We start from the raw sequence: 18,757 nt of genomic DNA, 5'->3' as shown, positions 1-18,757 counted from the left end.
ATTCCTGTGTCGAAGCCACGGCTTACATGCCGTAGAACGATCTCAAAGCTACCAGCTCCTCGATCCGGTGCTGAGGAAGCTCACGTTCTCCGCCGATCATCCGGGTCAGGAAGGTCAGCTTCGCCGTATATTCCAGCCGCTCCATATTCATATAAGCAGCCATGACATCCTTGCCCCAGGTCAATGCACCATGGCTCTCCAGCAGAACCGCCGTCTTCTTGCCGAGGAAGGGGATCAGCGAATCCGGAATCTCCTCGGTTGAAGGCGTTCCGTATACCGCCAGTGGAATATCCCCCATGGCAATCACCGACTCAGGCATCATCATCTTGTCGAGCGCTTCGCCCTTGATGGCAAAAGCGGTAGCATACGGCGGATGCGCATGCACTACGCCGCCCATCTCCGGCAGCTCATTGTAAATCTTCAGATGCATCTTCACTTCCGTGGATGGCCGGTAGCCTTCCGCAGCTTCAAGGATATCTCCCTGCAGATTCACTTTGACCAGCATATGCGGCTGCAGATAGCCTTTGCTGACTCCTGTTGGTGAGGTGATTACCTCTGTAGCCGACAGGCGTGCCGAGATGTTGCCGTCATTGGCGGCAATAAAGTCCTTATTAAACAGATTGCGGCCGATATCACAGATAAGCCGCCGCAATTCCTCTTCCTTCGTATTCATCATTGTCCTCCTTGATCGCTATGGATAATTGATAAAGCCGGCTGATACCGGACAGGGGCACTGGAACGGGCTACAATTGTTCTGGCTTCGGATGCTTCAATCGCTCCCAGTGCCGTCAATTGCACCAATACGTTGCCGATTGCACTCGCCTCTACCGGTCCGGCAATGATTTCTTTGCCTGTGGCATCCGCTGTAAGCTGGCATAGCAGCTTGTTCTGGATGCCTCCGCCGACCATATGAATGCAGCTGACCGGGCTGCCTGTGAGTGTCTCCAGTTCGCGGATCGTGCTGGCGTAAGACTGGGCCAGGCTCTCCAGAATGGTACGGATGATCTCCGCCCGGCTCTGCGGTACAGGCTGGCCTGTGCGGATACAATACGATTCAATCCGCAGCGGCATATCCCCCGGGGTGCTGAAGAGGGGATCGTTCGGGTCCAGAACGGCTATGCGCGCTGTCGACCGGTCCAGCCCCTCAGCCAGCTCTGCCGCCTCCTGATGGCTGAGCGGTTCTCCCGCTTCTGCCCAGCCGCGCTGGGTCTCCTGCAGCAGCCACAGGCCGGTGATATTCTTCAGCAGGCGGTTCGTGCCGCCGAAGCAGCTCTCATTGGTGAAGCCGTAGGCGTCGGCCTCGGCGCTAAGTACGGGCTCCTCAGTCTCCAGGCCGACCAGCGACCAGGTTCCGCAGCTGATGAAGGCGGCGGAACCCTCAACGCCGTTCGAGCCTCCAAGCCCGTAAGGGATGGAAGCCACAGCGGAAGCAGTGTCATGCGAAGCCCCGGCAATGATCTTGAGCGGGCCGGAACCAAGCTCTTCCTGCAGGCCTGGCCGAAGCTCGCCGATTACAGTGCCCGCCGGCACCAGCCGGGGAATCAGCTTCACCGGCAGCTCCAGCCTGCGCAGCACTTCGCTTGCCGGAGCAGACGAATCCGGATTCAGCAGGCCGCTGGTGCTCCAGATGGTCTGCTCGGCGACCGCCGTGCCGCTGAACATATAATTGAACAGGTCAGGCATCATCATCAGCAGACTGGCCTTTTGTGTAAGCTCCGGATTAGCCTGCAGATCGGCAAATAATTGATACACCGTATTAATCGGGCTGGACTGGTTGCCCGTCAGCTTGAACTGCTCCTCAGGGGGCAGGGCTGCCTCCAACGCCAAAGCAATCCCCTCCATCCGCTGGTCCCGGTAGTGATGCGGGGAGTACAGCAGTTCTCCCTCTGCATCCAGGAAGCCATAGTCGACTCCCCAGGTATCGACACTCATAGACTGCAATGGGCCGCGGGACTTCACGGCCTCCAGAATCCCCTGCTTCATCTCATGAAACAGCTGCTGGACATCCCAGTACAACTGCCCGTCAGCCTCTACGGGCCCGTTAGGGAAGCGGCGGATTTCTTCCACCTCCACCTTCCCTTCAGCATACGTTCCCAGCATGACCCTGCCTGAGCTGGCACCCAGATCGATGGCCAGCAGCTTGATTATCTCTTCGCCCATGTTCTCCGCACCCGCTTCACTTTGAAGATTTAGTAGAGCGGCCCAAAGTTACGGCAGGCTCTGTAGTCAGCACTTTCCAGATCCTCTGTGCCGAACAGCGACCAGACACGCGGCCGGAAAATACGCGATTCCTCCACGTTATGCATACTGACCGGAATCCGCAGGATCGAGGCCAGGGTAATCAGATCGGCTCCAATATGCCCGTAGCTGATCGCACCGTGGTTGGCGCCCCAATTGTTCATCACATCATATACAGACTGGAACGAGCCCTTGCCTGTCAGCTTAGGTGCGAACCAGGTTGTCGGCCAGGTAGGGTCCGTTCGCTGATCCAGCGTATCATGCACTTCTCCCGGCAGCTCCACCGTGAAGCCTTCCACCAGCTGGAGCACAGGCCCGAGGCCCTTGACCAGATTCAGCCGGGCCATGGTGACCGGCATTCCGCCCTTGGTCAGGTAGTCTGTTGAGAAGCCGCCCCCGCGGAAATATTCCTGCGAGGCCGGGCGGAACTGGGTCTGTGCGAGACAGGCAGCCGCTTCCTCATCCGTGATGTCCCAGAACGGCTTGATCGCCGGCTTGCCGTCAATGCTCTGCTCACCGGTTCCGTCCAGTGCCGCTGAACCGGAGTTAATCAGATGCAGCAGACCGCCTGCCGCCGCCCCCTCCAGCTCGTATCCGGTTACACGCTTCACCGCAGCCGGACTCCAGAAGGTACGGACATCGGCAAAAATCTGCGCCGTATTCGTCAGCAGATAATTGAACAGCATCGTGACCCCGTTCAGGCTGTCATTCTCGGTCGCGACAATATAAGGCGCCCGTCTGCCGTTCCAGTCGAACGAGGAGTTAAGAATCGTCTCCATGAAATCACCGTTCGGGAAGTGATCCGTCCATTGGCGCTGGCCCTGGAAGCCGCCCAGCAGAGCGTTGTGGCCGTCCGCTTCTTCCTCGAAGCCGAGCTTCGCCAGCTCCGGATTGCCGATCATCAGATCGCGGGCGATCAGCGCCATTTTGACACAGGTCTCCCATTGCTCTTCCTTAACCTCTTCGCTGAGCTGCAGATGCTGCGGGTTATTGTCCGCTCCCACCCGGCAGTTGTCCTTCACCCAGGCCAGTGCCCGCCCCAATTCCTCAGGATCATAGATCTCTTCCTCGAATCTCCGGACATATTCAGACATATCGATATACTCATTGCGCATGCCGAGGTACTCCTGGAAGAACTGCTCGTTGACGATGGAACCGGCGATCCCCATGGATACGGAGCCCATCGACAGATAAGACTTCCCTTTCATCAGCGCAGCCGCAAGTGCCGACTTCGCGAACTGGAGCAGCTTGGCCTGTACATCCGCCGGGATCTCTTCACTGCTGGATTCCTGAACATCTTCGCCGTAGATGCCAAAGGCAGGAATGCCTTTTTGCGCATAAGCAGACAGCACTGCCGCCAGATACACCGCCCCGGGGCGTTCCGTTCCGTTAAATCCCCATACCGCATGCGGAATAGAAGCATCCATATCCATCGTTTCTGATCCATAACACCAGCAAGGTGTGACCGTAATTGATACACCTACACCCGCACCTGCGAACTTCTGCGCTGCCGCCGCAGCTTCCTTCACACCGCCAATGGTAGAATCAGCAATAATACACTCCACCTGCGAACCGTCCGGATAAAATAAATTCTCCTGCAAAAATGCCGCCACACGCTGTGCCATCCCCATAGTCTGGGCCTCAAGCGATTCACGCACCCCGCGTCTTCTGCCGTCAATCGTAGGCCGGATACCAATCTTCGGATAATTTGCTGTCACTGCCGTTCCTCCCCGGAATCAATGGTTGATTTGGATAAAATAATTTCATTGGAGCAGTACACTCCGATTAGTAAGCGCTATCAAATACAGCCTGCTACTGTCTGCAAACTCTGGGCATTCTCCGCCGACTAATCCTTTTCTTCTCCATCATAGATTTCATAACCCATAAAGTCAACAATATTCCACACTTTTTATTTGATATTTATGTGGTATTATGTGATATAATTCAAATATAATGTGGGATCATGCTCGTTTTAATAATTTAAGTTTTGGAGAAATATGTAGTAAACTAGTTGATATACTATGGCTAGAACTATTTAATCAAGGGTGGGCAACGGGATGAAGGCTTTTGAACGGCGGGATCTGGTAATCAACGAGCTATACAGGCATAAGAAGGTTCACGTAGCGGACCTGGCGCAGAAATTTGGTGTATCGGAGGAGACCATCCGGCGCGATCTCGACCGGCTGGATAAAGAGGGTATTGCCAAGAAGAATTACGGCGGGGCGATTCTGAACGCCCATACCAACGAGGACCCCTCCTACTCCCACAGGCATCAGGTCAACATTGAAGCGAAGCGGATGATTGCCGCATGTCTGCTGGAGCTGATCAGTGACGGGGACAGTGTGATGACTGATACCAGCACAACGGCTTTTGAAGGCTTGCGGAGAATCGTGGAGGACAAAAAAAATCTGACAATCATCACCAATTCCCTGGCGGTATTGTCAGAGTTCCAGCATTCCGGACAGAAGCTCATTTCCACGGGAGGCATCCTGGGTCCAGAGACCAGCTCTTTTGTTGGGCCGACGGCGTCGCAGACGATCCTGAAATATAATGTGGATGTGGCCATCTTCAGCTGTAAGGCGCTCTCCATGACCGGCGGACTCAGCGATTCGAATGAAGCGGAGACCGAGCTCAAGGTGCTGATGCAGCAGCAGGCGAACAAAGTTGTGCTCCTGGCCGACCATTCCAAGTTCGACCGGATCGCCTTCATCCGGCTGTTCAGCTTCGACAAAGTCGATTATATCGTCACCGATCAGCGGCCGTCCGAAGAATGGATTGACTTCTTAAGCAAATATCAGGTGTCTCTACTCTATCCTGCGCTGCAGTAGCGCAAACTCTGCACCGGAAGGAGGTGAACCACAGAATGGGGATGATCCAAATTGCTGCAACCTCCGCTCCGCTGTGGTTTCCGCTGGTTCTCGCCGCCGTCGGCGTGGGTCTGATTTCGCTTTTGTGGATGGTGTTCAAGAAATTCGGCTGATCTTTTTGAATGCGCTTACTCGGAGTCTGGAGTGCTGTTCTTAAAAGCCTGCGCCGACACATAGACGAACCGTTCGGCTCTGGCCATCATATGAAATTTCTGCTCCGGGAAGTGGCGGTACAGGTGATCGACGAAATACCCCGGATTCTCGGCGTTACCGGCGTACAGATCATAATGCAGCGGAACGACGGTCTCAAAACCGCTGGTCGCCGCAAACTCCGCCGCTTCCCGGTAGTTCATATTGCCGACAATATTGCGGCTTCCCCGGTAGTAGTCGCGGCCGTTAATCGGCAGCAGCGCCAGGTCGATCTTCCGGCTGCCGACTTCCTCAATCAGCTCAGGGAACAGAACCGTATCTCCGGCATGATACAGCGTGACCCCGTTCAGCTGCAGGATGTAGCCGACATACTTGGGGTTGCCCTGTTCATCGCGCTCCAGCTGTTCATGCGCCGCAGCAACCGGGAACACCTGCAGGCCGGGTGCGGGTTCTGCTGCATGAGCAGGCAACGCTGCGGTTAGGCGCTCCTTCTGTATTCCGAGTCCCTGCAACCGTTCCAGGCAGACCGCCGGAGCTATAAACCGGGCTGCGGGATTGAGCTCTGCAAGCATCGGCAACGCCCGCTCATCCAGATGATCCGAGTGGTCATGGGTGATCAGGCATACCTGCATGTTCGTAATCTCCGCAGGCGGAATCGGCGGCGGGAACGTCCGGTCCGGGTCAGGAGAGACATATGGATCAATATAAACGGTCACCTCTGCCCCTTTGATAATCACACTGGCTTGTCCCAGAAACCAGACGGCCAGACAGCCATAGGGCACCTCGGTCGCCCGGACTTCCTCGATCAATTCTTTTCCTGTTAACGGCATGTACATGCCCTCCCTTCTTCTCGGCAAAATTCTAACCCAAAACCAGCTTGCACGCAAACGCGGCCCGCAGGTCCCTGGCTTCAATCGCGGATTTTGCTCCTCTGCCCGTTGTCTTACCGCTGCATAATCCCTTCCCTGCCATCCCGCTTCTGTGGACCGGCGCGTGCTTCATGCAGCTCTGACAGGCCGGTTCGTCCGCCAGGCTATACATCCGGATCATTGATGCACTACTATAGATAAAGAATTAGATAATAAAATAGATAAATGAAATAGCAACATTCCAATCAAACGGAGGGAAAGTCATGAGTGAAATTGCCAACACACCAGCGCCCCCTTATTATGCAGTGATTTTCACATCCGAACGGACAGACGGGGATAACCAATATGCGGAGATGGCCGAGGAAATGGACAAACTCGCAGCCGCCCAGCCAGGATTTCTTGGAGTAGAGAGCGCCAGAGATGGTGTAGGGATTACTGTCTCTTATTGGGATTCTCTCGAGGCTATCCAGCAATGGAAACACAACGAACGGCATCTGGTCGCCCAACGGAAAGGGATTGCGGACTGGTATATGACTTATAAGACAAGAATCTGCAAGGTTGAAAGAGACTATGGATTTGAAAAGGGGAGCCCCCCGGTCCGTTAGTCCACCCCAAAAATTAATGGTTAGGTACCGGCTGAATCCCGCATTGAAATTAGCAGCTGCTTAAATGGTGATCATTGGTCATATCCACTCTGGCTCTGCATCATAGTAGCAATTGGATAAACGTATCTTAATTTGAACATTTTGGAGCTTAAGAGGTGATTAGTTGGAGAAACGTCATTTAATTTCGGGCATAATCCCTACTCCAGACTATTTCCGGCAAAGTAAGTGCTGTTTATCCAACTGCTGCCCGGCAAATGCGCCTCCGTTCATGATCAAGTGGAGAAAATCCAACTGCTATTGCCTACCGCCAACGCTGCCACACTCCTGCCAACTACCAATGCTGTTCCCCGTTTCTTCAGGTGCTTCTTCGAAGTTATTCACATTTGTGGGAATTGAATGATTTCCTAATCTACCAAAAAGCGCGTCCCGTTCGGCTGCTGCTTATTGCTGCAAATCCCCGCTTGTTACCAATGCCATTTGATGGGTACAATATTTAGATAGTGTACTTCTACTAAAGGACAGGTAAAGGACAGGTGAAATGCATGCAGAATCACGGATTCGCGCGAGTCGCTGCCGCTTCCCCCGAGCTCAAGGTGGCCGACTGCGTATTCAATTCCGAACAAATTATTGAAGTCATAAATAATGCCGCGGCACAGGAGGTTGAGTACCTGGTACTCCCGGAACTGTGCATCACGGGGTACACCTGTGCGGATCTGTTCCTGCAGCCCAGGCTGCTGGACGCCGCCACGGAGGCACTGCTCCGGATCACTGCCGCAACGGCAGAACATACAATGATCGTTATCGCCGGCCTGCCCATCTCCATCAAGAGCCGGCTGTTCAACTGCGCTGCCGTCATCCAGCAGGGTCATATTCTCGGAATTGTCGTGAAGACCTGCATTCCCGGTTATAGCGAATTCTACGAGCCGCGCTGGTTCGCCGGTGCGGAAGAACTGGAAGTGTCCGAGCTGCGGATCGGCGGAGCCGTTGTACCCATCGGCAATGATCTCATCTTTGCCTGCGAGAGCAATGGCAATGTATCCTTCGGCGTGGAGATCTGCGAGGATCTCTGGGTGCCGGTGCCTCCAAGCAGCCTGCTGGCCCAGGCAGGGGCAACGCTTCTGTTCAACCCGTCTGCCAGCAATGAGCTGGTCGGCAAAGCCGATTACCGCCGCCAGCTGGTGGGCAGCCAGTCCGCTTCCTGCGTAGCCGGTTATGTCTATGCCGGCTGCAATACCGGCGAATCCACAACGGATGTTGTCTTCGGCGGGCACTCGCTGATCGCAGAGAACGGCCAGCTGCTGGCCGAGTCTGAACGCTTCACCCATGAGAGCCGGATGATCACCGCCGATATTGATCTTCCGCGGATTCAGTATTCCCGCACCGTGATGGGCACCTTCCGGGCCGGCAAGGGCGGCCGTAATTACCGCGAGCTGCTCTACGTTTCACCCGTCCGTGAGAACAGCCAGCGTGAGCTCAAACGGACGGTCGGCGTCAATCCGTTTGTTCCGGGTAACCCGCTGCAGCGTGAAGAACGCTGCCAGGAGATCCTCTCGATCCAGACCTCCGGCCTGATGAAGCGCATCCGCCACATCGGCACCAAGCAGGCCGTGATCGGCATCTCCGGCGGCCTCGACTCTACGCTTGCGCTGCTGGTCGCAGTGCGGGCAATGGAGCTGCTCGGCCGTCCGGCCAGCGATGTGCTTGCCGTCACAATGCCGGGCTTCGGCACAACGAACCGGACCTACGACAATGCTGTCGGCCTGATCAAAGCGCTCGGCGCCTCGCTTCAGGTCGTTGATATCAAGGCTGCCTGCCTCCAGCACTTCGAGGACATCGGCCATGACAAAGATGTGCATGACTTAACTTATGAGAATGTCCAAGCCCGGGAGCGTACGCAGATTCTGATGGACCTCGCCAATAAGAACGGCGGCATTGTCATCGGCACCGGCGACTTATCCGAGCTGGCGCTTGGCTGGTGTACCTATAACGGCGACCATATGTCCATGTACAGCGTGAATTCCGGCATTCCGAAGACGCTGATTCAGTATGTCGTCGCCTGGTATGCGGATCATGAAGCCGATGAGACGGTGGGCAAGTTCCTCTACAGCATCATCGAGACCGGAATCAGTCCGGAGCTGCTGCCGCCTTCCGCTACCGGAGAGATCGTTCAGCTCACAGAGAACATTCTGGGACCTTACATCGTGCATGATTTCTTCCTGTATTACATGCTGCGTACAGGGGCTTCGCCCGGCAAGATGCTCTACCTCGCCCAGCACGCCTTCGGTGAGGCTTATCCCAAAGAGCAGCTTGTTGCCTGGCTGAAGGTATTCGTTACTCGCTTCTTTACCCAGCAGTTCAAGCGCTCCTGCCTGCCGGACGGACCAAAGGTCGGTACGGTCAGCCTCTCGCCGCGCGGCGACTGGCGTATGCCGAGTGATGCATCCGCTGCACTCTGGCTGCGGGAAATCGAAGAATTGTAATCACCGCCTGGGCGCTCGTGAGGACGCTCCGCGAACAGACCGTTGTTCCAATCGCTGTGCTCTCCAGATTTTTTTTATTCCCCTTAGCGGTGAAAATCCGGAGACCAAAGCGACCGCTAACGCTTTTCCACAATCGTTCACAATCGTTCTGTCCTCTCCGCTGTTTAAGCGGGAATCGTATCTTCAATCTTAAAACAGAGCAGCGATCCTCGCGTTATTGGAGGATCGCTGCTCTGCTGATTTTTTACAGTTTATTTAGAATGCACTTTTTGGAAAGCCCCTTTTTTATTAACCGCCCTAGTCAGTTACTGCACTTCCTGCCCGTTCAATCATACACATTATCCAGAATCAGCACTTCATCACTGCCAAACGGGGTTTGGATCGTGACGGTATCGCCGGGACGCGCCAGAATAAGCCCCCTGCCCATCGGAGACCAGAGGGAGATGCAGAATTCATCCAGCTCAGCTTCGCCCGGAATTACAATTCTATAGGCATCCTTCAGCGTTTCCTGCCCGATCCGCAGTGATACCCGCGACCCGACCAGAACAGTGGATTGCTCCAGCGCTTCATCCCCGCCGGACAGAATCTGCTCCACCGCCTCCTGATACTTCCTGATCATGGACTGAATCTCCGCCCGCTCGGCCGGCGACTCCCATGTGCCCCGGTCCAGAATAACGAATTTATGCTCATCGAGATAGACCAGCTGCTGCACCAGCTCCTGGCGCAGGGAAATCGTTATGAGACTATGGCTCATAGTAGATTTCACCCACTTTCTTCATCAGGTCATGCTCGAAAATACGCTTGCTCAAACTCATAGCCCTCAGTCCTCCCGGATAATAAAATAGATCCCGCGTGGGGATCTACTCTCTATGATAGCATCTTTCTATGGAAAGACAATGTCATGTATATATGCTGTTGTGATTTACTGCTTGGCTGCAGCTGCTCTGCTGTACATGTTGAGATCCTGCAGCTTGATCAGCACCTTGCCGAACCGTCCGCCTTGGCGGATCACTACCTTTTGATCAGGATAAGCAGTATGCAAATAATCCGTAACGACCTTCAGGGTAGCCTCTTTCCCGTCCAAATGATGCATAGGCAGCATCTCTATTACTTCAGCAAGCGCCGCTTCAACGGATAGCTCCTTGCTTTTCGTCTCGCGGGTCACAATCGATTCGTAGGAATATCCCTTCAAATACAGCAGCTGCATCAGGTAGGCCATATCCGAAGATTCCGCATGCACCGCCCGGCCCGTCAGCAGAGGCAGCACTTCATTCATGAGGCTATGCTCCTGAACCCCCGCCGATGTACTGATATAGCAGTATTGCCGGGCACAGCTAATGACCTTCTCCGCACTCTCCCAGTCAAATACCGCCGGACACATGGACACAAACACAAGATCGAAGGCGTTCAGCCAGCCTTTTGCCGCAATATCGATATCCTCAAAGGCTTCGCGTACCAGCTCCACTTGACCGGGGGCGTAGCCTGCGGTGTTGTGCAGAAACAGTTCAGACAGCGGAATGTTAGGCTCTACTGCCGTTACCTTAGCCCCTCTCTCGATAAAAGGTACGGTGAAGCCGCCCGAAGCCGCGCCCACATCCAGGACAGTGAGCCCATTGAAATCTACTCCCTGGCCCTCCATCCAGCTGATAATCCGCTCACTTCTGTCTCTTCCCGCACTGCTGAATACCTCTTCATTGAACACCTTCGCCTTATGATCAAAGCTGTGATGCGGGTCCATCCCCATCGCTTTGAACTTGTTGGCCATTGCCTTGGGATCTTCCTTCCAGGCCGTCTCCCATACTGTTGCCTCAAATAATCCGTTGTTCATCTCTAATCCATCCTCTCGTATTTCGCAGACTTAACAGACTTTGAATATCTATGAAATTCTCGAAAAAATAACGGAGCTCAATGGCTCTCCGTTAATTTTCCGGCAAGCTCGGACATCATTTTATTGCGCAAATACTCCTCCATCTGCCCTTCTGCCTTCACCATCTCCTGCTGGATGAGACACTCGCTGGAATGATTAAGCGTACAGTCAAACAGCGAAGCCGTGCCTTCGATCGCATGGATAATATCCAGGAACGAGATTTCTTCCTTCCTGCGTCTCAGCCGGTACCCGCCATTCGCGCCGGATGCGGATTCCACCAGCCCCGCCTTCACCAGCTTGGTCAGGATTTTGGACAAATAAGTAGGGGATACATTCTGCCGTTCGGCAAGCTGCTGCACTCCTACCGGCTTATCCGGAGCATACGCCACCAGGAACAGCATCGTGTGCAGCGCGTAGTTCGTTGCTTTTGAGTATTTCATGTCTTGTTCCACCTTAAGTATGGACTTTGTTTCTAATCAAAGACTTTATTTATCTATAATATATTTTATACAGCAAAAATGCAAGTGCAGAAATGATTTCCTGAATAAAGCGAAAATGGCGGTATAGTCCCCGCTTATCCATAAAATTTTTTCATGGATTGCATGCACCGCTTGAATTTTACGCCTGCAGAATGCTGTTGTACACTTTGAATGTAAGCGTTACCATCATAACAAATGACCTGCGCGCACAAGGTTGGAAGGGACGAAAGCCTATTCGATGTTTCTGGAACAGAGCTATGGTTCCGTTTAAGCAAAAAGTAGGTTACACATTTAATTAGGGGGGTTCTCATGGTTATTCAGGTTTTAGCCATCGTTCTGGCGCTTGGCCTGCTGATGTTCTTCGCTTACCGGGGGTTTCCGGTTATTGTTTTTGCACCAATATTCACACTGCTTGCGGTAGTTATCTCAGGGGTCGCCCTGATGCCGAGCTACACCGAAGTATACATGCTGAATGCGGCAAATTACGTAAAGAACTTCTTCCCGATCTTCCTGCTGGGAGCTATCTTCGGTAAAATGATGGAGCTTAGCGGCGCTGCCTCGTCCATCGCCCAGACGATTGTCAAAGCGCTCGGCTCAAAGAGAGCTATGCTGGCTGTTGTTCTCGCCTGCTCCGTGCTGACTTATGGCGGCGTATCCCTATTCGTAGTGGCCTTCGCGGTCTATCCGTTCGCTGTAGCGATCTTCCGTGAAGCCGATATCCCGAAACGGCTCATTCCCGGCACCATCGCACTTGGAGCGTTCACCTACACGATGGATGCCCTGCCGGGTACGCCGCAGATTCAGAACATCATCCCGACCACTTACTTCGGTACAGATGCCTATGCTGCTCCCCTCGTCGGTATTGCCGGCGCGCTGATCGTCTTCATCGGCGGCCTGTGGTGGCTGGAACGCCGCCGCAAGCAGGCAGCTGCTAACGGGGAAGGCTATGGCACCGGCCATAAGAACGAACCGGAGGTGCTGGAGAACGCCAAATATCCAAACATCTGGATATCTGTTCTGCCGCTTCTGCTCGTGCTCGTATTCAACTTCCTGCTCAGCCGGACGTCCATGTCGGTGACCAACTGGTACAGCAGCGAGCTGCTGGAAACGTTCAATATCGCTAATGTCAAAACTGTATCCTCAAGCTGGGCCTTGATTATTGCCCTCTGCATCGGGGTTGTCGCTGCCGGCTGCATCAATATCCGCCAGGTCAAAGGCAAAATGGCCGCTGGCCTGACCGCTGCAGCTATGGGCTCCCTGCTGGCCATTTTCAACACAGCATCTGAAGTTGGCTTCGGTAACGTCGTCAAAACACTTCCAGGCTTCAAATCCATCCAGGAATGGATTATGAATATCAGCGATCATCCGCTAATTTCCGAAGCATTGTCCGTCAACATTCTCGCCGGAGTCACCGGCTCCGCATCAGGCGGTTTGTCCATCGCCCTCGAGGTCATGGGTAAATCCTACCTGTCCATGGCCCAGACGCTGGGGATCAGCCCGGAAATGCTGCACCGCATCGCTTCCATGGCATCCGGCGGTATGGATACGCTTCCACACAACGGTGCCGTCATCACTTTGCTGGCGATTACCGGACTTACGCATAAGCAATCCTATAAAGATATCTTTGCCATCACCTGCCTGAAGACAATTGCCGTATTCACCCTTGCCATCGTTCTATCCATCTTCTAATTCATCCCCATGGAGGTTATGCAGAAATGAGCAGATTTTTGGAAAATAGAGTAGCATTCGTCACCGGCGCTGCCAGCGGCATCGGTCTGGAGATTGCCCGCAAGTTCGCCCATGAAGGCGCCAAGGTAGTCATTTCCGATGTACGTGAGGAGTTGGCCGTCAACGCCGCCGAAGAATTGCAAGCCCAGGGCTATGAAGCCTATGGCCTCAGATGCGATGTTACCCAGGAGGTGGAATACAGCGCGGCGATTGCCAAAGCTAAAGAAGTCTACGGAAGACTGGATATTCTGGTGAATAACGCAGGGTTGCAGCATGTGTCGCCGATTGAGGATTTCCCCGTGGAGAAATTCGAGTTCATGCTGAAGGTGATGCTGACCGGCGCTTTTATCGGCATCAAGCATGCCTTCCCGATTATGAAGGAGCAAGGCTACGGCCGCATTATCAACATGGCCTCCATCAATGGAGTCATCGGCTTTGCCGGTAAAGCCGCATACAACAGCGCCAAACACGGCCTGATCGGGCTGACCAAGGTCGCCGCTCTGGAAGGCGCTGCCCACGGCATTACCGTGAATGCCCTCTGCCCGGGCTATGTGGATACCCCCCTGGTGCGCGGACAAATGGAGGACCTCGCCAGAACCCGCAATGTACCGCTGGAAAGCGTGCTGGAGGAGGTCATCTATCCGCTCGTCCCGCAGAAACGCCTGCTGGCCGTTGAAGAAATCGCCGACTACGCCATGCTGATCGCCAGCGAGCGCCTCGGGGGCGTCACCGGCTCTACCCTGCTGATCGATGGCGGGTATACTGCGCAGTAGGCCAGTTTATTCAGTCCTCATACAAAGTTAAGCAGCGGTCCTCCCGTTTAACTGGGGGACCGCTGCTTTGTGTTATAGCTGCTCAAGCTCCTTAGAGACTTGTTCAAATCTGTTTATACCTTGGACTATTTCCATATAAAAGAAAAATACATAATTATTTAAATATCGAAGCTGAAGCATGGAGATTTGCTTTCTTTTAATTTCAGCTTTGATGTTTATTAAAATCTTTGTAATGTAATCAAAATGACCGTAAAAAAAATCAGGAGATTCTCGTATTAACGGATTAATGGACATGTAACACTGATCAAAATAGTCACGTAATGCAGTAATTCTGTTCTCAAAAAAAAGGGTCAGCAGTTCAATGTATTCAATCGTATTGTTGTCTAAGTCAATTGCTGCTTCCAGAGCTTGCTGCTCTATTTCATACATAGTTTCGATTCTTCTTACCAGGATCCTTAACAGGCGCCTGTTTAGCATCACCCAGTGAACGTCATACGAGACGTATTCGAATATCGGTTGGTAGAATCTCAACTCTCTTTTTAATTCATCAAATTTTTTTCTTCTCCTTTTGGCTTTAAAGAAGATAAACACCCCCTTTAAGAGATAATTCTATTACCTTATATATCCATATGCATCAGCATTAATCACACGGTAGTGGAACAATTTTCTGCTGAATCTTGCACCACTTTCAACATATATGTTATATATGTAATATAACAAACAAAATGTATTTTGAATACAGAAATGACCATAAGGAGGGATATTCGTGTTCATAGAGCTCGATCTGCAATCGGACACCCCGCTGTACACGCAGCTGGCCGATCAATTGACCGAAGGGATCGCGTCAGGCGAGCTGAAGCCGGGTGATCCGCTTCCGTCGATCCGGAGATTGGCTGAGGACCTCGGGATCAATCTCCATACCGTCAACAAAGCCTACAATTTGCTTAAGCAGGAAGGCTTGCTTCAAGTGCACCGGAAGACGGGCGTTATTGTTCAGCCGGACGGGATGCCCGGTGTGACGGAGGCGTTCGAGGCAAAGCTCCGGCGGCAGCTGCGCTCTCTTGCGGCAGCGGCTGCGGTACGCGGCATGGCGGAAGAGGTATTCGCGCAGGAGAGCAAAACAGTATACCGGGATATAATTACGAACCGCGGAGGGGAATAACGTTGACACAAGAACCGATGATTATTATATCCAGCAGCTATTTGATGATTGCTCTGATGCTCTGCTTACAGGTCTACATCGGCTTGCAGACCGTTCTATTCGGCATTGTGCTGCCGGAGGAGGCCCTGAAGGACCCGTCCGTTCGTGCCATCCGCCGGAATTACGCTTTGCTGACCTGCGGTTTTGCGGTTGTCATCGGGGGTGCCTGCTTGTTCTGGCTACGCCAACAACCGGCGCGGGGTCTCCTGATTTTGACGTCATCCATCTTGCTTTTAATGATTGCTTCATCCTTCGCAGCCCGGCTAAGCCGGATATCCGCGCAACACTTGAAGGCAGCCAGAGGCTGGAAGGCTGTAGTGCAGAAGAAGCGCACAGCCAGCCTTACGGCCGGCCGGATGCATAGCCCGGTGCTGAGCTCTTGGTGGTACTCGGCAAATGCCGGCGTTATGTCGCTATGCATCCTCTTGGCTATTGCCAGGTGGGATACGATTCCACAAGTGCTGCATCTCGGAAATTGTAGCTTTTACAAAACCGGTTGGACGGTGTTCTCTTTAAACTTCGTGCAAGTACTGAATATTACCGTGTTCGTCTGCTACAACCTGCTGATTAGCCGTGCCAGAACCTCGCTGGACCCCCAGGACCGGGAAGGTTCGCTGCAGAAACAGTTGAAGCACAAGAGAATCCATTCGCTTCTGGCTTGGAGCGCGTCGCTCCTGATGGTTATATTCTACGGGGTGACGCAAGCCATAACATTGTACGGCTGGAAGGGAAATCTGCTCTTCCTCTCCGGCATGTCGCTCTGTACAGCACTCTTAGTCGCACTGTTCGGCGTCATCCTGTATATGCGAATCAAGGGTATTGATCAGCTGAGGGACGTTCCGTCGCTGGAGGAAAAGCACTGGAAGTGGCTTGGCCGCCTCTACGTGAATCCTGAAGATCCGGCGTTGATCGTTCCGAACACCCGTGGTTTCGGCTGGACGATCAATTGGGCCAATTCGCGCAGCAAGATCATAATCTCCGCCATCCTAGCCGTTCTGGTGATCGAATTTATAATTTGCTATCCTATCTTCAATAAATATCTTCAATAAATATCTTCAATAAATAAAGAAATCCTGGAGAGGGGGAGTTCAAATGATAAGAAATCGGTGGAGAACCGCAGCTGTACTATTCTTGTGTCTGCTTCTCCTACTAACCGCCTGCAATGACAACACACCAGTGGCTGAAATGCAGAACGTAGCAGAAGCACTGAATACGGCTGAGGTAACCCTGTCAAGTGCTGCTCCGCAAGCCGTGTCAACGGCGGAAGCGGACTCGCCTCCACAGCAAGCTGAACCCACTTACGAAATTACCCGGCAAGCCGCACAGGAGAAAGCAGAACTTCTCACAACTACATATGCCACGAACAGCGTGCAATACGCCCTTATCGATCATGGCAGCATCACCGTATCTGGCCAATCCGGCAAGAATGATGAGCAGGGCCTGAACCCGCTCAAGAAAGACACGATGTACGGGATCGCCTCGATAAGTAAGATGTTTACCACGGTTGCCGTTATGCAGCTGGCCGAACAAGGGAAAATCGGTCTCGACACGCCGGTCATCCGGTATATCACGGAGTTTACGATGACGGATGAACGCTACAAGCAGATTACGCCGCGCATGCTGCTGAATCATTCCTCCGGGCTGAACGGATCGTCGAACGTGAACGCTGATTTATTCGAAGACAACGATACTTATGCCCACGACACACTGCTGAAGCAACTGTCCGGTCAGACCTTGAAAGCGGACCCGGGCGCTTATTCGGTGTACTGCAATGACGGATTTACACTGGCCGAGATTCTGGTCGAGCGGGTCAGCGGCATGGACTTCACCTCTTATGTCCACCGGTATATTACGGAACCCCTGAGTATGATGAATACGCTGACGCCGCTCGATTCACCGGACAGGGCAAAGATGGCGGGACTCTATTATCCTGCATATCCCGGACAACTTCCGGACCAGACGGTCAACGCGATCGGAATGGGCGGCATTTATTCCACAGCGGAAGATTTGGCCCGGTTCTCGCAACTTTTCACGGGAGAAGCGGAAGAAGTATTGGCCGGCAAATCGGCTGCGCTCATGGCACAAGACGAGTATAAGACGCCACTCTGGCCTGACGATGCGGACAACTCCATCGGATACGGTCTCGGCTGGGACAGTGTCGATCTGTATCCCTTCAGTGAATACGGAATAAAGGCGCTGACCAAAGGCGGGGAAATCACTCTCTATAAAGCGTCGCTCGTTGTGCTTCCCGGACAGGACATAGCGGCAGCTGTTGTCTCTTCCGGCGGGAGCGGCATGTACAATCAGCTCATGGCGAACGAAATTCTGCTGCAGGCATTGAAGGAAAAAGGTACAATTACTGAATTTAAGCCTGAGAAGTCATACGGTGCGCCGGTACAAGCTGACATCCCGGAGTCCATGCTGCAGTATTCGGGAATCTATGGCGCGACTGGTACAATGATGAATATCAAAATATCCGCAGGCGGCGTCTTGTCCATTACTTCGGAACAGCCCTCCAATAATCCGAAACAGATCTTCAACTATTCAAGGGACGGCATGTTTCATAGTTCGGATGGAAATGCGATGGTCAGCTTCGTGAAAGAGGAGAACGGCCGCACTTACTTATGGATTCGTCAATACGTTTCGGTGCCGGGTCTTGGGCAGACCGCATCGTCAGAGTACACTTCCGAGAAGCTCCAGCCCCAAGAGCTTCCGGCAGAAACCAGGGAAGCATGGATGAAGCGCGACGGCAAGAAGTATTATCTGCTGAATGCGAAGTATACGTCGCTCGGTTATCTCGTATTGCCTCCCACCGAATTGAATGTGTCGGAGCAATTGCCGGGGTACGTGCTCGATAAGCGAATAACCGGTCCGGATTCAGCCGTCTCCGAATTGCAAATTCCGGGAAACAGCGGGCGGGATCTCTCCGGTCTTACGTTCTTTACACAAGATGGCGTTGAGTACTTGAATCTTGCCGGATTCATCTTAGTGAACGAGGACGCCTTGAAGCCTACTAATTTCGCTAAGAAGTCAACCGTAACGATTCCGCCGAGCGGATACGCCAGGTGGTATACGATAAGCGACAAAGACGGGGGCAAGAACATCAAGGTGAGTATGCCCTCGAAAGCCTCCTTCGCCGTTTATGATGCCAAGGGAACATGCATCTATTTCAGTGTCATCGGAGGCAAGGATCAGATCACGCTGCCTGCGGGAGGATCGATTGTGTTCGCAGGGGATGCCGGCACGAAGTTTGAGGTTTCAGTGCAATAACATCGTATCGGGTAGTTCTTCATCATTACTCTGGAGGCCCGGCACCGCGGATGCGTCTTGATGTTACGTGTGCCCGGCCGGCCGTAAAGCGTTTTGTATTTTTTTCGAGAAATGAAAGTAGTCTTGTGAGCACTAGTCCTTCACCGAAGAGGACTGAGAATCCGTTATTTGAGTAAATTCGGCGAAATTGCCGGTTAATCGGACTCAGAATCGCTTAATTGACCTGGAAT

The 18,757-nt window shown here is 53.1% G+C and carries 16 protein-coding genes; 8 read left to right on the top strand and 8 right to left on the bottom strand.

Annotation, left to right across the window (positions count from 1 at the left end):
* Positions 1-22 precede the first annotated feature (22 nt).
* The 3 genes from NSU14_RS07945 to NSU14_RS07935 are packed head-to-tail and all read right to left on the bottom strand — an operon-like array spanning position 23 to position 3,956.
* Positions 23-676 carry a class II aldolase/adducin family protein gene (locus NSU14_RS07945; protein ID WP_231575179.1) on the bottom strand — a complete coding sequence of 218 codons (654 nt, stop codon included), beginning with the start codon at positions 674-676 and terminating at the stop codon, positions 23-25.
* Entirely contained in the window at positions 673-2,160 is a 1,488-nt protein-coding gene (locus NSU14_RS07940; RefSeq protein WP_340944052.1) for a rhamnulokinase, read from the bottom strand. Before NSU14_RS07940 ends, NSU14_RS07945 begins: the two co-directional genes overlap by 4 nt.
* 29 nt (positions 2,161-2,189) lie before the next feature.
* The gene (locus NSU14_RS07935) at positions 2,190-3,956 is read right to left on the bottom strand and encodes an L-fucose isomerase (RefSeq protein ID WP_336102300.1); all 1,767 of its coding nucleotides are present in this window, start codon (positions 3,954-3,956) and stop codon (positions 2,190-2,192) included.
* Positions 3,957-4,295: 339 nt separating this feature from the next.
* Here NSU14_RS07935 and NSU14_RS07930 point away from each other — a divergent pair, with 339 nt between their 5' ends.
* Positions 4,296-5,066, top strand: a complete 771-nt coding sequence (locus tag NSU14_RS07930) for a DeoR/GlpR family DNA-binding transcription regulator (RefSeq protein ID WP_039295325.1) — start codon at positions 4,296-4,298, stop codon at positions 5,064-5,066.
* 167 nt (positions 5,067-5,233) lie between these two features.
* Here NSU14_RS07930 and NSU14_RS07925 read toward each other — a convergent pair whose 3' ends face one another.
* Positions 5,234-6,085 (bottom strand): MBL fold metallo-hydrolase, encoded by an 852-nt coding sequence (locus NSU14_RS07925; protein ID WP_336102299.1) that lies wholly within the window; start codon positions 6,083-6,085, stop codon positions 5,234-5,236.
* Positions 6,086-6,387: 302 nt separating this feature from the next.
* Here NSU14_RS07925 and NSU14_RS07920 point away from each other — a divergent pair, with 302 nt between their 5' ends.
* Positions 6,388-6,729: an antibiotic biosynthesis monooxygenase family protein gene (locus NSU14_RS07920; protein ID WP_042138817.1), complete on the top strand. Its 342-nt coding sequence runs from the start codon at positions 6,388-6,390 to the stop codon at positions 6,727-6,729.
* Between the two features lie 542 nt (positions 6,730-7,271).
* Positions 7,272-9,209: an NAD(+) synthase gene (locus NSU14_RS07915; RefSeq protein ID WP_042138818.1), complete on the top strand. Its 1,938-nt coding sequence runs from the start codon at positions 7,272-7,274 to the stop codon at positions 9,207-9,209.
* Positions 9,210-9,534: 325 nt separating this feature from the next.
* Here the strand turns inward: NSU14_RS07915 and NSU14_RS07910 are convergent, their stop codons facing one another.
* From NSU14_RS07910 to NSU14_RS07900, 3 genes are all read right to left on the bottom strand, one after another.
* Complete coding sequence (locus NSU14_RS07910) at positions 9,535-9,963, bottom strand: GreA/GreB family elongation factor (RefSeq protein WP_052421962.1); 429 nt, start codon at positions 9,961-9,963, stop codon at positions 9,535-9,537.
* A gap of 168 nt (positions 9,964-10,131) precedes the next feature.
* Positions 10,132-11,037 carry an SAM-dependent methyltransferase gene (locus NSU14_RS07905; protein WP_340944047.1) on the bottom strand — a complete coding sequence of 302 codons (906 nt, stop codon included), beginning with the start codon at positions 11,035-11,037 and terminating at the stop codon, positions 10,132-10,134.
* 77 nt (positions 11,038-11,114) lie between these two features.
* A complete protein-coding gene (locus NSU14_RS07900) occupies positions 11,115-11,516 on the bottom strand; it encodes an RrF2 family transcriptional regulator (RefSeq protein ID WP_039295309.1) in 402 nt (133 codons plus the stop codon).
* Positions 11,517-11,864: 348 nt separating this feature from the next.
* On the opposite strand from NSU14_RS07900, the gene NSU14_RS07895 reads away from it, so the two are divergent.
* Together NSU14_RS07895 and NSU14_RS07890 are read left to right on the top strand one after the other, a co-directional pair.
* Positions 11,865-13,244 (top strand): GntP family permease, encoded by a 1,380-nt coding sequence (locus NSU14_RS07895; protein WP_340944044.1) that lies wholly within the window; start codon positions 11,865-11,867, stop codon positions 13,242-13,244.
* Between the two features lie 26 nt (positions 13,245-13,270).
* Positions 13,271-14,056, top strand: coding sequence for a 3-hydroxybutyrate dehydrogenase (locus NSU14_RS07890; protein WP_171718173.1), 786 nt, complete (start codon positions 13,271-13,273; stop codon positions 14,054-14,056).
* Between the two features lie 72 nt (positions 14,057-14,128).
* On the opposite strand, the gene NSU14_RS07885 is transcribed toward NSU14_RS07890, so the two are convergent.
* Positions 14,129-14,485 carry a hypothetical protein gene (locus tag NSU14_RS07885; RefSeq protein ID WP_340944037.1) on the bottom strand — a complete coding sequence of 119 codons (357 nt, stop codon included), beginning with the start codon at positions 14,483-14,485 and terminating at the stop codon, positions 14,129-14,131.
* 337 nt (positions 14,486-14,822) lie between these two features.
* Here NSU14_RS07885 and NSU14_RS07880 point away from each other — a divergent pair, with 337 nt between their 5' ends.
* Genes NSU14_RS07880 through NSU14_RS07870 form a run of 3 tightly spaced genes read left to right on the top strand, consistent with a single transcriptional unit; the run spans position 14,823 to position 18,527 of the window.
* The gene (locus NSU14_RS07880; protein ID WP_340944033.1) at positions 14,823-15,218 is read left to right on the top strand and encodes a GntR family transcriptional regulator; all 396 of its coding nucleotides are present in this window, start codon (positions 14,823-14,825) and stop codon (positions 15,216-15,218) included.
* Positions 15,219-15,220: 2 nt separating this feature from the next.
* The gene (locus NSU14_RS07875; RefSeq protein ID WP_340944031.1) at positions 15,221-16,306 is read left to right on the top strand and encodes a DUF5808 domain-containing protein; all 1,086 of its coding nucleotides are present in this window, start codon (positions 15,221-15,223) and stop codon (positions 16,304-16,306) included.
* A gap of 43 nt (positions 16,307-16,349) precedes the next feature.
* Positions 16,350-18,527 (top strand): serine hydrolase domain-containing protein, encoded by a 2,178-nt coding sequence (locus NSU14_RS07870; RefSeq protein ID WP_340944027.1) that lies wholly within the window; start codon positions 16,350-16,352, stop codon positions 18,525-18,527.
* The last annotated feature ends 230 nt before the right edge of the window (positions 18,528-18,757 follow it).

Source organism: Paenibacillus sp. FSL R10-2771 (assembly GCF_038000205.1).
Taxonomy (GTDB): domain Bacteria; phylum Bacillota; class Bacilli; order Paenibacillales; family Paenibacillaceae; genus Paenibacillus_AQ; species Paenibacillus_AQ phytohabitans.
This window is presented reverse-complemented; position numbering and strand designations above follow the sequence as displayed.

Excerpts from the sequence above, each read along its gene's own strand:
- NSU14_RS07945 (WP_231575179.1), bottom strand. The coding sequence starts at position 676 with ATGATGAATACGAAGGAAGAGGAATTGCGGCGGCTTATCTGTGATATC.
- NSU14_RS07940 (WP_340944052.1), bottom strand. The coding sequence starts at position 2,160 with ATGGGCGAAGAGATAATCAAGCTGCTGGCCATCGATCTGGGTGCCAGC.
- NSU14_RS07930 (WP_039295325.1), top strand. The coding sequence starts at position 4,296 with ATGAAGGCTTTTGAACGGCGGGATCTGGTAATCAACGAGCTATACAGG.
- NSU14_RS07925 (WP_336102299.1), bottom strand. The coding sequence starts at position 6,085 with ATGCCGTTAACAGGAAAAGAATTGATCGAGGAAGTCCGGGCGACCGAG.
- NSU14_RS07920 (WP_042138817.1), top strand. The coding sequence starts at position 6,388 with ATGAGTGAAATTGCCAACACACCAGCGCCCCCTTATTATGCAGTGATT.
- NSU14_RS07915 (WP_042138818.1), top strand. The coding sequence starts at position 7,272 with ATGCAGAATCACGGATTCGCGCGAGTCGCTGCCGCTTCCCCCGAGCTC.
- NSU14_RS07910 (WP_052421962.1), bottom strand. The coding sequence starts at position 9,963 with ATGAGCCATAGTCTCATAACGATTTCCCTGCGCCAGGAGCTGGTGCAG.
- NSU14_RS07905 (WP_340944047.1), bottom strand. The coding sequence starts at position 11,037 with ATGAACAACGGATTATTTGAGGCAACAGTATGGGAGACGGCCTGGAAG.
- NSU14_RS07900 (WP_039295309.1), bottom strand. The coding sequence starts at position 11,516 with ATGAAATACTCAAAAGCAACGAACTACGCGCTGCACACGATGCTGTTC.
- NSU14_RS07895 (WP_340944044.1), top strand. The coding sequence starts at position 11,865 with ATGGTTATTCAGGTTTTAGCCATCGTTCTGGCGCTTGGCCTGCTGATG.
- NSU14_RS07890 (WP_171718173.1), top strand. The coding sequence starts at position 13,271 with ATGAGCAGATTTTTGGAAAATAGAGTAGCATTCGTCACCGGCGCTGCC.
- NSU14_RS07885 (WP_340944037.1), bottom strand. The coding sequence starts at position 14,485 with ATGTATGAAATAGAGCAGCAAGCTCTGGAAGCAGCAATTGACTTAGAC.
- NSU14_RS07870 (WP_340944027.1), top strand. The coding sequence starts at position 16,350 with ATGATAAGAAATCGGTGGAGAACCGCAGCTGTACTATTCTTGTGTCTG.